General features: G+C 37.8%; 15 protein-coding genes. 10 read left to right on the forward strand and 5 right to left on the reverse strand.

Translation table 11 applies throughout. The features are described 5' to 3' along the window. Window positions 1-10 precede the first annotated feature (10 nt). Complete coding sequence (locus RMA95_RS02070; RefSeq protein WP_079377047.1) at window positions 11-496, reverse strand: YaiI/YqxD family protein; 486 nt, start codon at window positions 494-496, stop codon at window positions 11-13. Window positions 497-753: 257 nt separating this feature from the next. On the opposite strand from RMA95_RS02070, the gene RMA95_RS02075 reads away from it, so the two are divergent. Both RMA95_RS02075 and RMA95_RS02080 read left to right on the forward strand, forming a co-directional pair. After that, window positions 754-1,695 (forward strand): hypothetical protein, encoded by a 942-nt coding sequence (locus RMA95_RS02075; protein ID WP_304456461.1) that lies wholly within the window; start codon window positions 754-756, stop codon window positions 1,693-1,695. Window positions 1,696-1,728: 33 nt separating this feature from the next. Continuing rightward, window positions 1,729-1,875: a hypothetical protein gene (locus RMA95_RS02080; protein ID WP_019457296.1), complete on the forward strand. Its 147-nt coding sequence runs from the start codon at window positions 1,729-1,731 to the stop codon at window positions 1,873-1,875. Window positions 1,876-1,932: 57 nt separating this feature from the next. Here RMA95_RS02080 and serC read toward each other — a convergent pair whose 3' ends face one another. Then, complete coding sequence (gene serC / locus RMA95_RS02085) at window positions 1,933-3,012, reverse strand: 3-phosphoserine/phosphohydroxythreonine transaminase (RefSeq protein ID WP_311069450.1); 1,080 nt, start codon at window positions 3,010-3,012, stop codon at window positions 1,933-1,935. 377 nt (window positions 3,013-3,389) lie between these two features. On the opposite strand from serC, the gene RMA95_RS02090 reads away from it, so the two are divergent. The 8 genes from RMA95_RS02090 to RMA95_RS02125 all read left to right on the forward strand — a co-directional run bounded on the left by RMA95_RS02090 (window position 3,390) and on the right by RMA95_RS02125 (window position 12,302). Continuing rightward, complete coding sequence (locus RMA95_RS02090; protein WP_311069451.1) at window positions 3,390-4,877, forward strand: TolC family protein; 1,488 nt, start codon at window positions 3,390-3,392, stop codon at window positions 4,875-4,877. Between the two features lie 13 nt (window positions 4,878-4,890). After that, window positions 4,891-6,012: an efflux RND transporter periplasmic adaptor subunit gene (locus RMA95_RS02095; RefSeq protein ID WP_311069452.1), complete on the forward strand. Its 1,122-nt coding sequence runs from the start codon at window positions 4,891-4,893 to the stop codon at window positions 6,010-6,012. Between the two features lie 3 nt (window positions 6,013-6,015). After that, complete coding sequence (locus tag RMA95_RS02100) at window positions 6,016-7,146, forward strand: ABC transporter permease (protein ID WP_200000182.1); 1,131 nt, start codon at window positions 6,016-6,018, stop codon at window positions 7,144-7,146. Continuing rightward, window positions 7,143-8,234 carry an ABC transporter permease gene (locus RMA95_RS02105; protein WP_311069453.1) on the forward strand — a complete coding sequence of 364 codons (1,092 nt, stop codon included), beginning with the start codon at window positions 7,143-7,145 and terminating at the stop codon, window positions 8,232-8,234. Before RMA95_RS02100 ends, RMA95_RS02105 begins: the two co-directional genes overlap by 4 nt. A gap of 258 nt (window positions 8,235-8,492) precedes the next feature. After that, on the forward strand, window positions 8,493-9,287 hold the full coding sequence (locus RMA95_RS02110) for a ChbG/HpnK family deacetylase (protein ID WP_311069454.1): 795 nt from the start codon (window positions 8,493-8,495) through the stop codon (window positions 9,285-9,287). After that, complete coding sequence (locus tag RMA95_RS02115) at window positions 9,284-10,264, forward strand: glycosyltransferase family 2 protein (RefSeq protein ID WP_311069455.1); 981 nt, start codon at window positions 9,284-9,286, stop codon at window positions 10,262-10,264. The genes RMA95_RS02110 and RMA95_RS02115 overlap by 4 nt, the downstream gene beginning before the upstream one ends. Before the next feature lies 1 nt (window position 10,265). Continuing rightward, the gene (locus RMA95_RS02120) at window positions 10,266-10,646 is read left to right on the forward strand and encodes a GtrA family protein (protein WP_311069456.1); all 381 of its coding nucleotides are present in this window, start codon (window positions 10,266-10,268) and stop codon (window positions 10,644-10,646) included. Between the two features lie 9 nt (window positions 10,647-10,655). Next, the gene (locus RMA95_RS02125) at window positions 10,656-12,302 is read left to right on the forward strand and encodes a glycosyltransferase family 39 protein (protein ID WP_311069457.1); all 1,647 of its coding nucleotides are present in this window, start codon (window positions 10,656-10,658) and stop codon (window positions 12,300-12,302) included. A gap of 54 nt (window positions 12,303-12,356) precedes the next feature. On the opposite strand, the gene gyrA is transcribed toward RMA95_RS02125, so the two are convergent. The 3 genes from gyrA to RMA95_RS02140 form a co-directional block, all read right to left on the reverse strand. Continuing rightward, window positions 12,357-15,071, reverse strand: coding sequence for a DNA gyrase subunit A (gyrA, locus tag RMA95_RS02130; RefSeq protein WP_311069458.1), 2,715 nt, complete (start codon window positions 15,069-15,071; stop codon window positions 12,357-12,359). Window positions 15,072-15,482: 411 nt separating this feature from the next. Next, window positions 15,483-16,442: an MBL fold metallo-hydrolase gene (locus RMA95_RS02135; protein WP_311069459.1), complete on the reverse strand. Its 960-nt coding sequence runs from the start codon at window positions 16,440-16,442 to the stop codon at window positions 15,483-15,485. Window positions 16,443-16,532: 90 nt separating this feature from the next. Next, a complete protein-coding gene (locus RMA95_RS02140; RefSeq protein WP_311069460.1) occupies window positions 16,533-17,375 on the reverse strand; it encodes an AraC family transcriptional regulator in 843 nt (280 codons plus the stop codon). Window position 17,376: the final 1 nt, after the last annotated feature.

Consider the following 17,376-nt stretch of genomic DNA (forward strand, 5'->3'; position numbering starts at 1 on the left):
AAGAGGCTCACTAAGCTGTTTTACGTTTTTGCTTTAAAATTGTTTGATCGAGCGCACTCGAAAATTCACGTTTATCTCGTTCTGAAATTGGAGGTGGGCCACCCGTCTGGACTCCTGCACCGCGGAGCGTATCCATAAAGTCACGTAAGTGCAAACGAGCCTTAACATTTGCAGTGGTATAAATTTCACCGCGTGGATGAATCGCAATACCGCCCTTTTCAATAACTTGAGCAGCAAGCGGAATATCTTGCGTAATGACAATGTCATTTTCAGACATGCGATCTACAATTTCCTGATCGGCCTGATCGGCTCCACTTAAAACCTGTATTGATTTAATACGTACCGACGGGGTAATTCCGACATTTTGATTGGCTACAAAAATCACTTCTAACTGATAACGATCTGAAGCTCGTAAAATGACTTCACGCAAAATTTTAGGTAATGCATCTGCGTCTACCCACAGCTTAAATGGCAGCACGTTATTCTCTATTTCCACTAAAAATCTAAGTCTAACAGATGCATTTCACTAGAGAATAGCGCTAAATATAAAACTTGTTTTCTAAATTTAATTTTAACAATACCTTAACAGTCAGTCATATTCGCTCTTAAAAATGAGTGATTTTCCCCATTAAAAGGCTTTTTAATAAGTAAATATGTGCTTTTACAAGAGAATTTACATATGTTGACTTGAAAAATAACAATTACCCTCGATTTAATATAACAAGTGAGATAAACCCAACATCAATCGTACTTATGAAAAATCAAAACAGTCCAGAAGTTATTACGGTAAACGACCAAAATTTTGGTAGTCATGGAGAGCATTGGAATCTACTGACCTCCCATCCAGAGACAGATGTACCAAAATGGCTTGGATTGGCGCTTGATGCTCCTGTAATGCCAATGGGTTTATGCCAAAATGAAGATGAAATGGATCAATCTTTCTGGCTGATTCAAGGTCCTCAAGGGCAAAATGTCACTATTAACCAAATTATTGCGGTTGAAAATCAAAAACCTCGTGCTTTAAAAACAGCATTCCCTAGTTTTGAAAGTCCTTATCAATATAATGCGCAAATTGAACGCATCATTACTTGTGACTCAGCAACTCAGGCAGTATTAAGTTTAAGATTAAATAAAAATACGACTGTTTATGCATTTGATAATTTATTTAGTGTTAATCGTTGTCAATATGACAAAACCCAAACTTACCAAGTTCAATTTAATGCATGGGCTTATGAATTAGAATCAGTACCTGCTGGTGAAACAATTGTTGTAGATGATCCAGCATCAATTAAGCATCACCGTGCACTAAATGCAATTTTAACTGAACATAATGGAATTGCACCTGAAAACCTACAAGAACTCATTAATGAATGGCAGCCAAAAACTGAGGAAGATCAAGAACCTGTAACGGTTGATTTTTCAAAAATGGTTGCATATTTATATGGGGAAAATCTTGGACAAGAAGATGAAGCGTGGTTCCAAGGTAATATTGTCGGTAAAACTTCAATGACATTTATGGGTGCAGAATATACTCTTTATGATGTTACTTTAGTTTTGGAAGATGATCTTCCTGCCATATTAGTGCGCATTGCGACCCAAAATGATTTGTACAAAAACTTTAATATTGGTGAATATATTCGCGGTAATATCTGGATTCAGGCGAATATTTATGCTAAAAATAGTGAAACTAATTGAATTTCACTAATATTTTAAAAATTAGGCTATTTAATGAAGATTATACCTGAACAAACCACCAGCCTCATTCAAACTAGTAACCCGCGTATAAGGGTCGATACTGGTGCGTTTTGCTTTTTTGTTTTAGGTATGTTCTTAGCCGCGATGATGATCCATCAATTTGGTTTCGTCCCTTTTTAATGAATAAATTGCACAATAAATAAAGCCCTCTTTCGAGGGCTTTATTATTTGATTTACTTAACCATTACGTTTAGCAAAATCATCCATAAAACGGATAAGCGCTTGAACGCCTTCTAATGGAACTGCGTTATAAATACTTGCACGCATACCACCAACTGAGCGGTGACCTGCCAAGTTCAATAAATGATTTTCTTCAGCTTCTTTCAAGAATTGCTTTTCTAAAGCTTCATCTGCCAAAGTAAATGGTACGTTCATAATTGAACGGTTTGGAATAGCAATCGGATTATTATAAAAATCGCTTGAATCGATATAACCATAAAGTAACTGAGCTTTTTCAAGATTAACTTTATGAATAGCGTCTACCCCACCCTGCTCTAGTAACCATTCAAATACTAAACCAGACAAGTACCAAGCATAAGTCGATGGTGTATTTACCATAGAGCCATTTTTCGCTTGGTCACCATATTTTAAAATACTTGGAATTTCTGGTTTAGCTTGGTCGAGTAAATCATCACGAACAATAACGATTGTTAAACCAGCAGGACCAATATTTTTTTGTGCGCCAGCATAGATTAAACCAAACTTGGTCACATCTAATGGAGCAGATAAAATACTTGATGAATAGTCACAAACAAGTGGTGCTTTAACATCAGGAATACCTGCAAACTGTAATCCGCCAATTGTTTCATTATCTGCGTAATGAACATAAGCAGCATCGTCAGATAAGTTCCATTCGCTTTGATCAGAAATTGCGAACTTACCATCTACTTTAATGCCTGCTTCTACAGCATTAATGTTGCCATAACGTTTTGCTTCTTTTAACGCTTTTTCAGACCAAATTCCTGTATGGATATAATCTGCTTTGTTATTTTTACCAAGCAGATTTAAAGGAATTGCTGAAAATTGTAATGACGCACCACCTTGTAAAAACAGCACTTTATAGTTTTCAGGAATATTCATAAGCTTACGCAAGTCTGCTTCAGCTTTTTCAGCTACCGCAACATAGTCAGCACTACGGTGACTCATTTCCATGATGGATAGACCTTTACCTTGCCAATCCAACAATTCTTGTTGAGCTTTTTCTAAAACGGCAGTAGGTAATGCAGCAGGACCAGCACAGAAATTGTACGCGCGCATGATTTTTCCCTTGTAAAGTGAAACACAATAAAAAAAGGCATTTAACCACAGATTGCTTAAGCTTGCAGCAGCTTCTCTAGTAAATATTTCAATGCTAGGGCGTATTTAGGTTTATTTTTTCAATAACTATTTTATTTATTTGTTTGCTTTCACTTATTTTTTTATAAGTTTTACTAAATAAAGTTCAACTTGACTTGTGAATAGAGTTTCCCATACTGTGCTGAATATATAAAAACTTGCTGTATGATTTTCCATCACGCAAAATAAACTCAAAATCATTTTGTGCTTTTATACAATTGTATAATAAACAATATGATAATTGAATTTAATAACAAGAAATTTAAACTATAAGGGATGATCAAAAATTGTTATATAAAATGCCAACACATCAGTATCGACAGTCTAAACGCCCTTTTTTCTTTAAACCCAATTATCTCGCGTTGGTATTGGGAGTATTTATTGCAACGCCTATTTATGCACAAAGTTTAAGTTATGCTGAAGCAGAACAACAAGCTTTAAAAAGCTCATATAGCACTCAAGCCAACCAAGCCTTACAACAAGCCTCTCAATTAGAAGCTGAAGCAGTCAAAGGTTTAGGGTTACCTAGAGTTGATTTAAACGTTCGAGCATACGCATTTCATAGTGAAACCGATGTGCCGCTGGGTGCTTTTAAACAAAAGCTTGAGAATGATTTAAGCCAAGGGCTCAATGATAAGCTTTCACAGTGGAACAATGTCATTCCATCCGATGTTTTGGGACAAGTTCAGGAAGGTTCAAATCAAATCATCCATGACGGTATAAATCGTTTTCCAGACTACGCCAATTTAACTGTAGAAGATCAGGTCGTACGCCCGTCTATTTCGGTTGTCATGCCACTCTACACAGGGGGCTTAACCACTAGTGCAAAAAAGATAGCCAACATTCAGGCCCAGCGCTCTCAGCTTTCAAGCCAACAACAACAAGATATCCAGCGGTTTGAAGTCGTACAAAGTTATTTTAATGTGCAGTTACAGCAACAACTGGTCGCGAGTAGTTTATTTAACTTTAATGCAATGCAAAAACATTACAGCAATGCGCTAAAGCTCGAACAGCAAGGTTTTATTAGTAAAGGACAACGCATGCAATTTGAAGTTGCCCGTAATAATGCAGAGCGAACTTTACAGAATGCACAAGCAAATCTGAATGCCAGTCAATTTAGTTTAAACAATCTTCTGCATCAGCAAAGCAATCCTGACTTAAGTACGCCTCTGTTTGTAAATACAGTTCGTAACCAATCTTTAGAAACACTGCTAAGTAGTTACGCTCAAAAATCGAGCCTTGTGCAAAAAATGCAGTTAGATACTCAATTAGCTAATACAAATATTCAAGCTCAACAAGCAGCAAAGAAACCAAGCCTATTTGCTTTTGGTGAATATTCACTAGATGAAAAGGAAAACTGGATTGTCGGTGTGATGGCAAAGTACAACCTGTTTTCGGGTGTAGATAAAAATAAGAATATTCATGCTGCCGAATTAAAACGCTATGCTTCAGAACTCATGACTGAGCGAACGAAACAGGAAATTGAAGGATTATTAAATAAGTCATATAACGAGCTCAATTCCGCACAGCAAAGTCACACGCTATTGCAAAGAAATATCAGTGCAGCTCAAGAAAACTTACGTATTCAGGAGCTTTCTTTCCGTGAAGGTATGGGAACAGCCACCCAAGTCATTGATGCACAAAATGCATTAAGTGCTCTAAAAACAGAAATGGCTTTAAATGCATATAAATATGTCATGTCACTTGCAACCTTATTGCAAAGCCATGGTTCTATGGACCAGTTTAAAGCTTATGTGACTCAACCACACACTGACTATATCCGTTAATAGGGGCATTAAAATGAATCAAGAATCATCTTCTTCTCAGCAAGATTCACCTGTTACGGATACAGAGCAAACAGGTCAAGATCAACCGAGTAATCAAACTGACAGTACTCAAGAAGTAGAGTCGAATAAAAGTGATACGCAACCACCTAAAAATTCGAAAATTAAACTAGTTATTGGCGTGGTCATTATTGCTTTGTTGGGTTTGATTAGTTTCGGTTTGTGGAAAAGCTATCAACCCAAGCCTATTGAGTTACAAGGCAGAGTTGAGGCTGAAACTCTTCACGTCAGCACTAAAGTACCAAGTCGTATTGAAGAAATTTATGTCCAAGAGGGTCAAAAAGTTTCTAAAGGACAACCCCTTGTTCGTTTAGTCAGCCCAGAAATTGAAGCTAAAAAGCAACAGGCCTTAGCAACCTTACAATCAGCTTTGGCATTTCAATCTACGGTAGACCGAGGCTCTCAACAGGAAAATATCGATACTCTTTATGCCAACTGGCAAAGTACGAAAGCTCAAGCAAACCTTGCAAAAACCACTTATCAACGTGGTGAAAATTTATATAGACAAGGTGTCATTTCACGTCAAAGACGAGATGAGATGTTAGCAGCACAAACTTCTGCTCAAGAGCTAAGTGAAGCATCTTATCAACAATATGCACGAGCAAAGCGCGGAAGTACCAGCCAGCAGAAATCTACAGCAGATGCACAAGTTGATATTGCTAAAGCAGCAGTCAGTGAAGCCCAAGCACTTGAAGCAGAAACCCGTTTACTCGCTCCTATTTCGGGTACAGTTTCCAAAACGTATGGTAAGCCTTCCGAACTGGTTGCGATGGGTGTACCAGTTGTCAGCATTTTAGAAGATGGTGATTTATGGGTGAGTTTAAATGTCGGCGAAAATCAATACGCTTCTGTTTATAAAAATAAAACGCTAGAAGGATTCATTCCTGCGCTGAATCAAACCGTGATGTTTAAAATAAAAAATATTGATGCAGAAGGTGAATTTGCCACGATTAAAACCACTCGTCAGACTGGCGGTTATGATATTCGCAGCTTTAAATTACATCTGGTGCCTGAGCGTCCTGTCAAAGACTTAAAGGTTGGCATGAGTGTTCTATTTAAAATTAAAGAAGAAAAATAAAGCATGTTTGCCAGTATATTACGTGAACTAAACTATCTAAGAAGCAATAAATGGGATTTGTGTATGGTGACACTCATCCCTGCTTTTATCATTTTTCTGTTTAGCAGCATGTTTTATGCAGGTAAGGCTGAACATTTACCTATCGCAATTATTGATCAGGACCAAAGTGAGCTGAGCCGTAATATTGAAAAGTATCTTTCGTTAAATCATACGGTAGATGTTAAAACAATTACGGCAAGCTCGACAGAAGCTGAGAAACTACTCAATGAAACCAAAATTTGGGGGTATGTTTTTATTCCGGATGGTGCCGAAAAACGTTTTGTAAAAGCTCAGGATGCTCAAATCAGCATTGCATTTAACCAATCTTTTTTTAGCGTAGGAAATACGATTTCCTCTGCCATGTTGGTCAGTACACTGAATGCTTTAGCAGACTATGCAGGTCAGAGTTATTTAGCAAATAATATCCCATATTTAGATGTTCCTACAGCGCACGTCAAAATTTCAACGCTTTATAACCCAAGCATGAGCTATGAATTTTATTTAGAACCTTTTATGGTTCCTGCTGTTTTGCATCTATTACTCTGTTGTTGTGTGGCTTTTGCTATTGGACAAGAGCTTAAACGCGGCACATTAATCCAGTGGGTTAACCGTGAAAATTTTATTCGCGGCTTACTGGCTAAAAATTTACTTTATAGCTTTATTTTTTGTCTCTGGACTTGGTTATGGATGTTTTGGCTCGTTGATATTCGCGGTTGGTTTGTCGCAGGTTCGCTCAGTTTCTTATTAGTTGCCCAGTTCTTGCTTTATTTTGCTTATGCACTCATTAGTAGCACCGTCATTCTTGCCACCAAAAATTTAAGTAAAACTTTTGGTTTTATTGCGGTATACGGCGGGTCTTCTTTAAGTTTTGCAGGGGTTACTCTGCCTTTAAATAATGCACCAATTTTCACTAAATTTTGGTCTTTAATTATTCCATATACACCTTATGCAAAGCTCCAAACCGAACAATGGGTGATTGGAAGTCCACTTTTTATTTCAATGACACCCTTTTTAATACTGATTGGATACTGCCTTATTTATTTCATTTTGAGTTCCTTGCTGCTTAAAAAACTAGTTCGGGGGACAGCGCAATGAAAGAATTCTTAAAGGCTTACGGACAAACATTTAAAGATATTGTTAGTAACAGTTCGGTTTTCACGACACTGATTTTATCAGTCATTCTTTATAGCTTTTTTTATCCAACCGCCTATAAAGCTGAACGTGCCGAATCAATTCCAATTGTCATTGTTGATGAAGAACAGAGTCTTTTAAGCTCTCAAATTATTGGACAAACAAGCAATAGTCCGCACGTTAAAATTGTTGATGTCACTGCTAATTTTCTCGAAGCCGAACAAATGGTTCGCGAGCAAAAAGCAGATGGTATTTTGCTTTTACCCAACAACTTAACACAGAGTCTACGCCGCGGGGAAACTGGTGGAATTGGCTTATACTTAAGTACAACCAACTTTTTAAAAACTAAAGAAATTGGATTAGGTCTTGCTACATCTATTGAGGCCACATTAAAAGAATATGTTGAAAAATTTGGCGAGCGTACACATTTCCAACCTGCCCTTTCTATTCATCAGGTTCCTTTATTTAACCCCCTTTCAGGTTATGGAAGCTATATTTTTCCAGCAGTTGCAACACTCATTATTCATCAAACGATTGTATTAGGTTTAGCCATGCTGATTGCAAGCTACCGCGAACAGCATGAAAAAATTACCTCCATTCGCTTTGCTGGAATTTTTGCCAGTCTGTTTACTATTGGTTGTTTAAGCAGTTTTTACCTTTTTGGTTTTACCTTGTGGTTCAACGACTATCCACATGGTGGAAATTTTATTGGTTTACTCGTCGCGGTTCCGATTTTTATTAGTTGTGTGATTGGATTAGGCATGTTGATTGGCTCACTTTTAGACATGCCTGAACGTGCCGGACATATCATTGTATTTAGTTCAGTTCCGCTTTTCTTATTAACTGGTACCGCATGGCCCCACCATGCCATGCCTGAATGGTTACAATGGTTTGCTTGGTGCTTACCCTCTACACACGGTGTACAAATGTTTGTACAGCTTAATCAAATGGGTGTTCCTTTAAATGTTGTGATTCCTAAATTGATTTTTCTTGCAACAATTGGAATCATTTTTTTAATTATTGCCCATTCACGTTTAAAAAATTCCAAGTAAATTTAAGGGTAAATGAATGTGTATAAATTATATTTTTATTTACTATAAAATCTTATAGTTAAAGCTTATTTCTTAAATAATTGACCAAAAATTTATAAAAAAATAAATAAATTCAAAGTATTAATTTGTATCAATTGTCATGAAACCTTAAGAAAACTTTAAGTTGAAATTAAGAAATTTTCTCCATAGTAATTAGTATAGTTTTTCAGCAGCTAAGCAGAATAGTTCTGCAATCCTGCCCTATGGTGGAATTTGGATATGGCAAAAGTGTGTTATTGCGCAGATGACTTTGCAATGAATGCAGAAATATCTGATGCAATTATTCATTTAATTGAACAAGGTGCACTTCAAGCAACCTCATGTATGACCCAATCTGAACTATGGGAAACTGCTGCTGCCAAATTAAAACCGTTTAGCGATCAAGTTGATATCGGTTTGCATTTAAATCTTACCCATGCTTTCGCTTCAGGTAATACTGTTTTTTCCTTACCCATGCTGATTTTACGTGCATGGTCCTCAACTCTAAATCGTGAATCAATTACCCAATGTATTGAAGAGCAATGGGATTTATTCGTTTCAGTCATGGGAAAGCACCCAGATTTTATTGATGGACATCAGCATATTCATCAATTTCCATTCATACGCGATATTTTGCTGCAATTGTTAAAAGAGAAAAAATTTACGGGTTGGATTCGAAATTTACAGTACCCGATAGATTTACCTCACTATCGTTTTAAGACTCGCTTGCTATCTGCACTGGGTTCTAATTCTTTAGCAAAAGCATGTCAAACATATCATTTTAATCAAAATGACCAATTTGCCGGTATCTATGATTTTAAGCAAACTGACTATGGCGAACTGAACCAGTATTGGCTTGCACATGCAAAAGACCATTTACTGATTATGTGCCATCCAGCGCTTGCAGAATCAAATGATCAAGATCCGATTCAACATGCCCGAATACAAGAATATGAATATTTCAGTTCGGATCAGTTTCAACTTGATTGTCAGCAATATGGTATCCAGCTCACTAGACTAGGGGCAATGCAATGAACACAAAACCATTTTTATCCTGCGTTGTTCCAGCCTATAACGAAGCAGAAAATTTAAAAACTTTTATTCCTGCTTTAGCAAATAGTCTAAAACAGCAAAATCTTAGCTTTGAAATTATTGTGGTAGATGATGGGAGTAAAGACGACACCATTCCTATTCTACAAACAATGATTGATGATTACCCATTGGTTGTGCTTGAACTTTCACGCAACTTTGGTAAAGAAGCAGCTTTAAGTGCTGGTTTAGATCATGTGACAGGTGAAGTTACCCTACTGATTGATGCTGATTTTCAACATCCATTTGAAGCAATTCCAACCATGATTAACCTTTGGAAAAATGGTTATGACATGGTGTATGGTATTCGCAATCGTACTACAGAATCTTGGCTTAAACGTGTGTTAACCCAAGGTTACTATCGTATATTAAACTTAAGCTCTCCGATCGATATTCCAGAAAGCGCTGGCGACTTCCGTCTACTAGATGCAAAAGTTGTTGAGGCAATTAAACAATTGCCAGAAAAAAACCGCTATATGAAGGGTCTTTATGCTTGGGTTGGATTCAAAAGTATAGGCGTTAATTTTTCTGAACAAGAACGTCAGCACGGCCGTTCTAGCTTCAACATAAAATCTCTATTTAACTTGGCTATGTCAGGTTTAACTGGGTTTTCAGATTTACCTTTACGCATCTGTATTTATTTAGGTGCAATCCTAGCTTTAGGTGCTATGGGTTACGGCGTATGGATCATCATTAAAACGTTAATTGAAGGAATTTCTGTTCCAGGTTGGGCAACACTTGCAGCTGGTATGACTTTACTTGGTGGTATACAGTTGTTGTTCCTTGGTATTGTTGGTGAATATGTTGGCCGTATTTACGCGGAAGTAAAAAACAGACCAAAATACATTGTTGCATCTGAACATTCTCGTATTAAACAAGAAAAATCTATCACAAAGTCGGAAAACACTTTCTCAAGTTTCTAACATGTTTGCTCATATTCTTCAGCTCACGCGGTTTGCCACTACTGGGGCCGCAGCAGCACTTACTCACTATAGTGTAGCCATGCTTCTTTTTCAGAAGCATGTTGCACTGCAATATGCCAATTTACTTGCATTTTTAGTCGCCTATTGGGTGAGCTATTTCGGGCATCGTATTTTTACGTTTAAAGCACAGCATCTTGATCATCGTCAGACTCTACCAAAATTCACATTGGTTGCAGGTTTAGGTTTTTTATTTAATGAAAGTTTTCTTTTACTCTCAAACCTCTATTTTAACATTCCTGTTTCAACCTTAGTGTGTATTGCAATTGTTCTGACCTCTGTCGTGACTTTTTTGCTTAACCGTTTTTTTGCATTTCAACATTAAGGATTGTGTATGCAGCAATGGCTTCGTAATTCCAAATTTTTATTATTTTTTTTACCGTTTTGGTTACTTCTTCTTTCCTGGATAAGACCTCTATCTGTACCTGACGAAGGCCGCTATGGAGATATTAGCCGAGCTATGGTCGAATCTGGAGATTGGTTAACTCCACGAATCGATGGTTTGCCATTCATGCATAAACCTCCACTCCTACACTGGTTAAGTTCTATGTTTATGGAGCTTTTTGGTGTACATGTCTGGGTGTTACGGTTAGTACCTGTGTTAGCTGGTACCCTCATGTTAGTGGGTCTATTCTTATTTGTAAAAAAGCATATTTCGGAAGGTGTAGCACAGCTTACGGTTATTATTTTAGCGACCAACCTGCTTTTCTTTGGTAGTAGCCAGTATATTAACCATGACTTATTAGTAGCATCGGGGATTACATTAAGCGTTTTATGCTTTGCTGATTTCACCATTTCTGCACGAAAATCTATTTTATTTTTAGGTTATGTCGCTGGTGCAGCCGCTTTTCTAAGTAAAGGTCTTATTGGCGTTCTCATTCCAGGTATGATCCTGTTACCGTGGTTACTCTACACAAAACAATGGAAGAAAATACCTTCACTTCTTAATCCATTGGCTATCTTGCTATTCTTACTTATTGTTAGCCCATGGTTGTACGCAGTACAAAGTAAATATCCTCAATTTTTACATTATTTCTTTATTGACCAACAATTTAGTCGCTTCAGTTCTAAAGAATTTAATAATAAGCAACCGTGGTGCTTCTATCTGCTTATTTTGTTTGTCGGTTCTTTGCCTTGGTTTTTTGCGAGTAGATTTGAATCTATTAAGACCGTCTTTAAAGATTATAAGCAATCGGGTATATTTGCCCTGCTTGTATGGTGGTTTATTTCTGTTACGGTTTTCTTCTCTATTCCGCCTTCTAAACTAGCGGGCTATATTTTACCTGCTGTACCACCCCTTACTATTTTCTTGGCGCTTGTGATTAACAAAGTTCTTGAAAGCAGTTATAAAACCAAATTACAGGTATGGGGTACTCCTGTATTTATTATGATTCTTGGGATTGGTATTGTGGCTACCCCACATTTTCTCCGTGCGGATCAACCATTTTTTCAACATCAAGCCATATTCATTTACACCATTGGTACACTGTTAATTGTACTTCCACTGGTTTTAGTATGCTTATATAAAAAGCAGAAAGTGAGCTATTTAAACTATATTTTTATGAGTTTAATTGTTCTATGTAGTTCGGTTCCTTTTGCTGTTCGTATTTTAGATACTAAAAATAATGTGGGCCAAACAGATTTTGCTGATCACATCACCCCATCTACAAAAATAGTTTTCTACAATTACTATTTTTATGATGTGCCTTTCCTTTTACAGCTTAAACAGCCTGTGTATATTGTAAATGAATGGGATAGTGTTCATTCAGATAGCGCTTCTTTAGAAATTAAAGATGGCTTGTTATTTGAGCCGCAACTTAAAAAGTATTTGTGGAGCGAACAGCAGCTCAAAGATGCTCTGGTTCAAAAGCAAGATTTGATCGTGGTCAGTCAGCCAAATAATTTTGCAACTAAAGACCCGTCAGTAAAAACTTTGCATTACAGAAACTATGATGTGTTTATTTTCCATTCAGCAAAATAAATAAATCAGAAATAAAAAAGGAAGCCTAAGCTTCCTTTTTTATTTTAAAACGTTTTAATCTTCAGAAGTATCTTCACTATTAGATACAACTTCTTCGCTATCGGTTTCAGTCGTATCTACTTCGCCTTCAAGAAGTTCTTCTTCATCTTCTACAGCTTCAATTGAAACTACGCCAACAAGAGTTTCTTCTTCACTTAAACGGATGAGACGAACACCTTGAGCATTACGACCTGTCATTGCAACTTCTGCTGCACGCGTACGAACAAGCGTACCACCATCAGAAATCAACAATAACTCTTTCGTTTCATCAATAGAAACTGCACCAACTAGCTCACCGTTACGTTCACTTGTTTTAATTGCAATAACGCCCTTACCACCACGTTTTTTGGTCGGGAAGTCATTTACAGGAGTACGTTTACCGTAACCGTTGGCACTCGCACACAGGACTTCACCAGTCTCAGGTACAACGACAAGCGATACGATGCGGCTTACTAGACTTGAATCTGCTGAATCATCATTATCATCTGATTCATCGTTTTCAACTTCTGCATCTTCTTCGCTTAAAGTACTGCTTGCAAAGCTCACGCGCATACCACGTACACCTTTCGCTGTACGACCCATTGCACGTACGTCAGTTTCAGCAAAACGAATTGCTTTACCTTCGTTAGAGAACAACATGATTTGCTGATTACCATCAGTAATCGCAACACCAATTAAGGTATCTTCTTCATTCAGTTCAATAGCACGTAAACCATTTGAACGAATGTTTGCAAACTGTTCTAACTCAACACGCTTAACCGTACCCGAAGCTGTCGCCATAAACACATAGTGGTTTTCTGGGAACTCTGTTAACGGCAAGATAGCAGTGACTGTTTCTGTTGCATCTAAAGGTAACAAGTTCACGATTGGACGGCCTTTTGCCCCACGTGATGCTTGAGGAACCTCAAATACTTTCAGACGGTACACTTTACCCACGTTGGTAAAGCAAAGTACAGTCGCGTGGTTCGATGCCACAATCAGATGTTGAATAAAGTCATCATCTTTCATAGAAGTTGCAGACTTACCACGTCCACCACGGCGCTGTGCCTGATAGTCTGAAAGTGGTTGAGTTTTTGCATAACCCGTTTGCGAAACAGTTAATACCACTTGTTCTTCTGGAATTAAATCTTCACGGCAGAAATCGACACGAGATTCAACAATTTCGGTACGACGTGCATCACCATATTGTTGTAATACTTGTGCTAACTCTTCACGAATAACACCCATCAACAAGTTGAAGTCATTTAGAATAGCTGTAAGTTCAGCAATTTGACCCAAAATTTCAGTATATTCTGCGTGTAACTTGTCTTGTTCTAGACCTGTTAAACGGTGTAAACGTAATTCTAAAATTGCGCCTACTTGTGTCGGAGATAGACGATAAATTGAATCGCTTAAACCAAATGGACGATTTGGATCTTCACCTTCAATTTCATCTGGACGAACAGAAATAGCACCTGCTTTTTCAAGTAATGAAATAACACCACCACCTGCCCACTCACCAGCAAGTAAACGCTCACGCGCTTCAGCAGGGTTAGCAGAAGTTTTGATGGTTTCAATAATTTCATCAATATTGGCTAAGGCAACTGTCAAACCTTCCAAGATATGACCACGTTCACGTGCTTTACGTAATTCGAACATGGTACGGCGTGTCACAACTTCTTGGCGGTGACGAATAAATGCCGCAATAATATCTTTCAGATTCATCAATTTTGGTTGTCCGTTGTCTAGACACACCATGTTGATGCTGAATGAGTTTTCAAGCTGGGTATTTAAGAATAAGTTATTTACAACGACTTCTGCGTTTTCACCGCGTTTTAAGTCAATTGCAATACGCATACCGTCTTTATCAGACTCATCACGAAGCTCTGAAATACCTTCAAGTTTTTTCTCTTTAACTAACTCAGCAATACGTTCAATCACTCTTGCTTTGTTTACTTGATATGGAATTTCAGTAAAGACGATGGTTGTACGACCTGTCTTTTCATCTTCTTCGAAATGGTATTTACCGCGAATGTGTAAACGACCTTTACCGGTACGGTAGGCATCAACAATACCTGATTTACCGTAAATAATACCGCCTGTAGGGAAGTCAGGACCGGTAATGTATTCCATCAATCCTTCAATTGAAATATTCGGATTATCGGCATAAGCCAAACAAGCATTCACAACTTCTGTCATGTTGTGTGGTGCCATGTTGGTTGCCATACCTACGGCAATACCAGCAGCACCGTTAATTAACAAGTTTGGAACGCGTGTCGGAAGTACCTGAGGAATACGTTCCGAACCGTCGTAGTTATCTTCCCAATCAACTGTGTCTTTTTCTAAATCTGCAAGAAGCTCATGTGCCAGCTTAGTCATACGGACTTCGGTATAACGCATCGCCGCGGCACTATCACCATCGATCGAACCGAAGTTACCCTGACCATCAACCAATAAATAACGTAAGCTAAAGTCTTGAGCCATACGAACAATGGTTTCATAAACAGCTGAGTCACCATGCGGGTGATATTTACCGATTACGTCCCCAACGACACGAGCAGATTTCTTGTAGGCTTTGTTATAGTCATTGCCCAATTCGTGCATGGCATAAAGCACACGACGGTGAACAGGTTTAAGACCGTCTCTCACATCCGGCAATGCACGAGATACGATTACACTCATTGCGTAATCTAAATATGAATGCTTGAGTTCGTCCTCAATGGCAATCGGTCGGATTTCCGATACGCTCATGCATACTCCTTCTTACAGATAGATATTTCTATCCGTTTATATGTCTTGATCTTGCAAAAAATTTAGTTCCGGAAAGTGAACTAAAATCGAAAAAAATATAGCTGTATACTATAGCATAAATTGCTCGCTAACTGGGAGTTTAGCGATCTTAAAATAGCATTTTTTTACAATAAAAATTCTATTAGAATTAATAAGTTAAAATTATAGGTTTCTACTTTTAAATGTATTCTTTAAAACTCAATTATTCGATCAAAATATAAACAGCATGAAAGTACTCTTTTTAGAACACATTTCATCTATTTAAAGAATCAAACTTTTCGTCTTAACTCAACTTAGCAATATTTGAGCTAAAGATTCCAAGACTATTTTTCAAATTCATTGCTCTTTTTTTGAATAATCAATTTGAACTTATCATTTTACAGGACGGTATTGAGCCGGTATCCATTGATATCCCTTTGAGCTTTTACCAATGTGTCCAATGCCAGGAAAAGCGATATGTGCTGCCCCCACCCACCATTGGTTTTTATAGGCTTGTTCAAAGATACTCTTACGAACAGCTATAGCCTGATTCGAATGAGTATCGGGTTTGTAGCTTGCTTCAGGATAAGGAAATTGGACTGCACCGTAATGCACCACATCGCCTAGACCTAAGAACTTTTGACCGTTTTGTCCATCTACTAAGTATGAAGAATGACCTTCCGTATGACCATGAGTCACGATCAGTTGAACATTCGGTATGTTAAAAGTGGCTTTGGTAAAAGCAACTAGTTGCCCTGCCTTTTGGTATGGCTGCAAGGCATCACGCGTCATTTTAAATATTGGTTTAAAAAAAGCGGTGGCTTTTGCTTCATTTGCAGATGATGTCCAAAAGTCGACATCTTCTTTCGCCAGATAAACTTTCGCATTTGGATAAACCATTTTGCCATCAAGTGTAATACCGCATAAGTGATCAGGATGGGCATGTGTAATTAAGATGGTATCTATTTGTTCAGGCTGTACGCCTGCTTTCTTTAAATTTTCAGGCACATGGCCCAAGGTAGGCCCAAAACATTTTGCAGTGCCAGCATCAATTAAAATATTTTGAGTAGGTGTTTGCACAAGATAGGCAGAGAAATCCGTGACAATCTGATTATGCTCATCTACAGGAACAAAATTTTCTGCAAAGAGTTGATTGGCTTTTTCAGCCGAAATGCCCAGTAAGTCACTACGAGGCAATCCTAGTTCGCCATCAAACAGAGCCGTTACTTTAAGGTTTCCAATCGGTTGCAAAAAATAACCATCTACCTGATGTACGCTTGGCTTTTGTTCAGCATGAATAAGCGTACCCGCACTCAGGAGCAATAATATCGTAAGTGATTTTAATGATTTCATCATAGAGGCCTTGGTATTTTAATACTTTAACTCTATCGACTTTTATTAGTTTAAATCGCTCAATAAGCTATAAGAAACGCTCAAATTGACTTATTCGGCAGCTAGAACAGCTGGATCTATACCATAACGCTCTATAAAGCGATCACGAAAAATAGCAACAGACTGGTATCCAGATTTGGCTGCAATGGTTTTCATGGGTAGTTTTTTGGAATACAACAACTCAAGTGCATAAGTAAGACGTGCATGCGTAATCGTTTCTCTTAAGGTCGTATCTTCATGGCTAAGCTTGCGGCGAAGTGTTGCACTGCTCAAACCTAGTCGCATTTCAAACTCACTAGACTGCCAATGATGCTGTGGATTCTCTATTACCCAATCGTGAATGATTTTTGTCAATTTAGGTGGCGGTACAATTAGCACATCTGAACAATGCTGTTGGCATAACTGTACAAGCATAGCGGTAATACATAAACGTGCTTTCACCACATCATGATTAAACAAAGCCGTTTGCCACTCGGTTAAAGAGGTAGCGAAATCATCAATTGAAAACTTTAATATTGCTTCGGTTTTGTCGACTACAGGCTTCGCCCAAATCATTTGTGCGGCTTGAATGACTTCGTCACACATAGGCACCAGAATAGTGAGATATTCACCCGTTATAGGGTCAGGCAAATTAACTGCATCGATAACCGTATCGGGTTTTATAATATAGAGATCGCCGGCACTAAAATTGATTTGTTTTGTTTGAAGATTTAATTGTTGTTGCCCATATAGAATAAATCCCATATGCAACTGGCTAACTTTAATATTGGAAAGGCCATGCTGATTTTTAGACCGAATACATAAATAATCTCGTGCCATATCTGCCCGCGCCAATCTCACCAATGACTGGTGCAATTGATGAGCTTCGATGGAAGCGGAATAATTAATATTCATA

This window comes from Acinetobacter sp. V110_1 (assembly GCF_031798975.1).
GTDB lineage: Bacteria > Pseudomonadota > Gammaproteobacteria > Pseudomonadales > Moraxellaceae > Acinetobacter > Acinetobacter nosocomialis_A.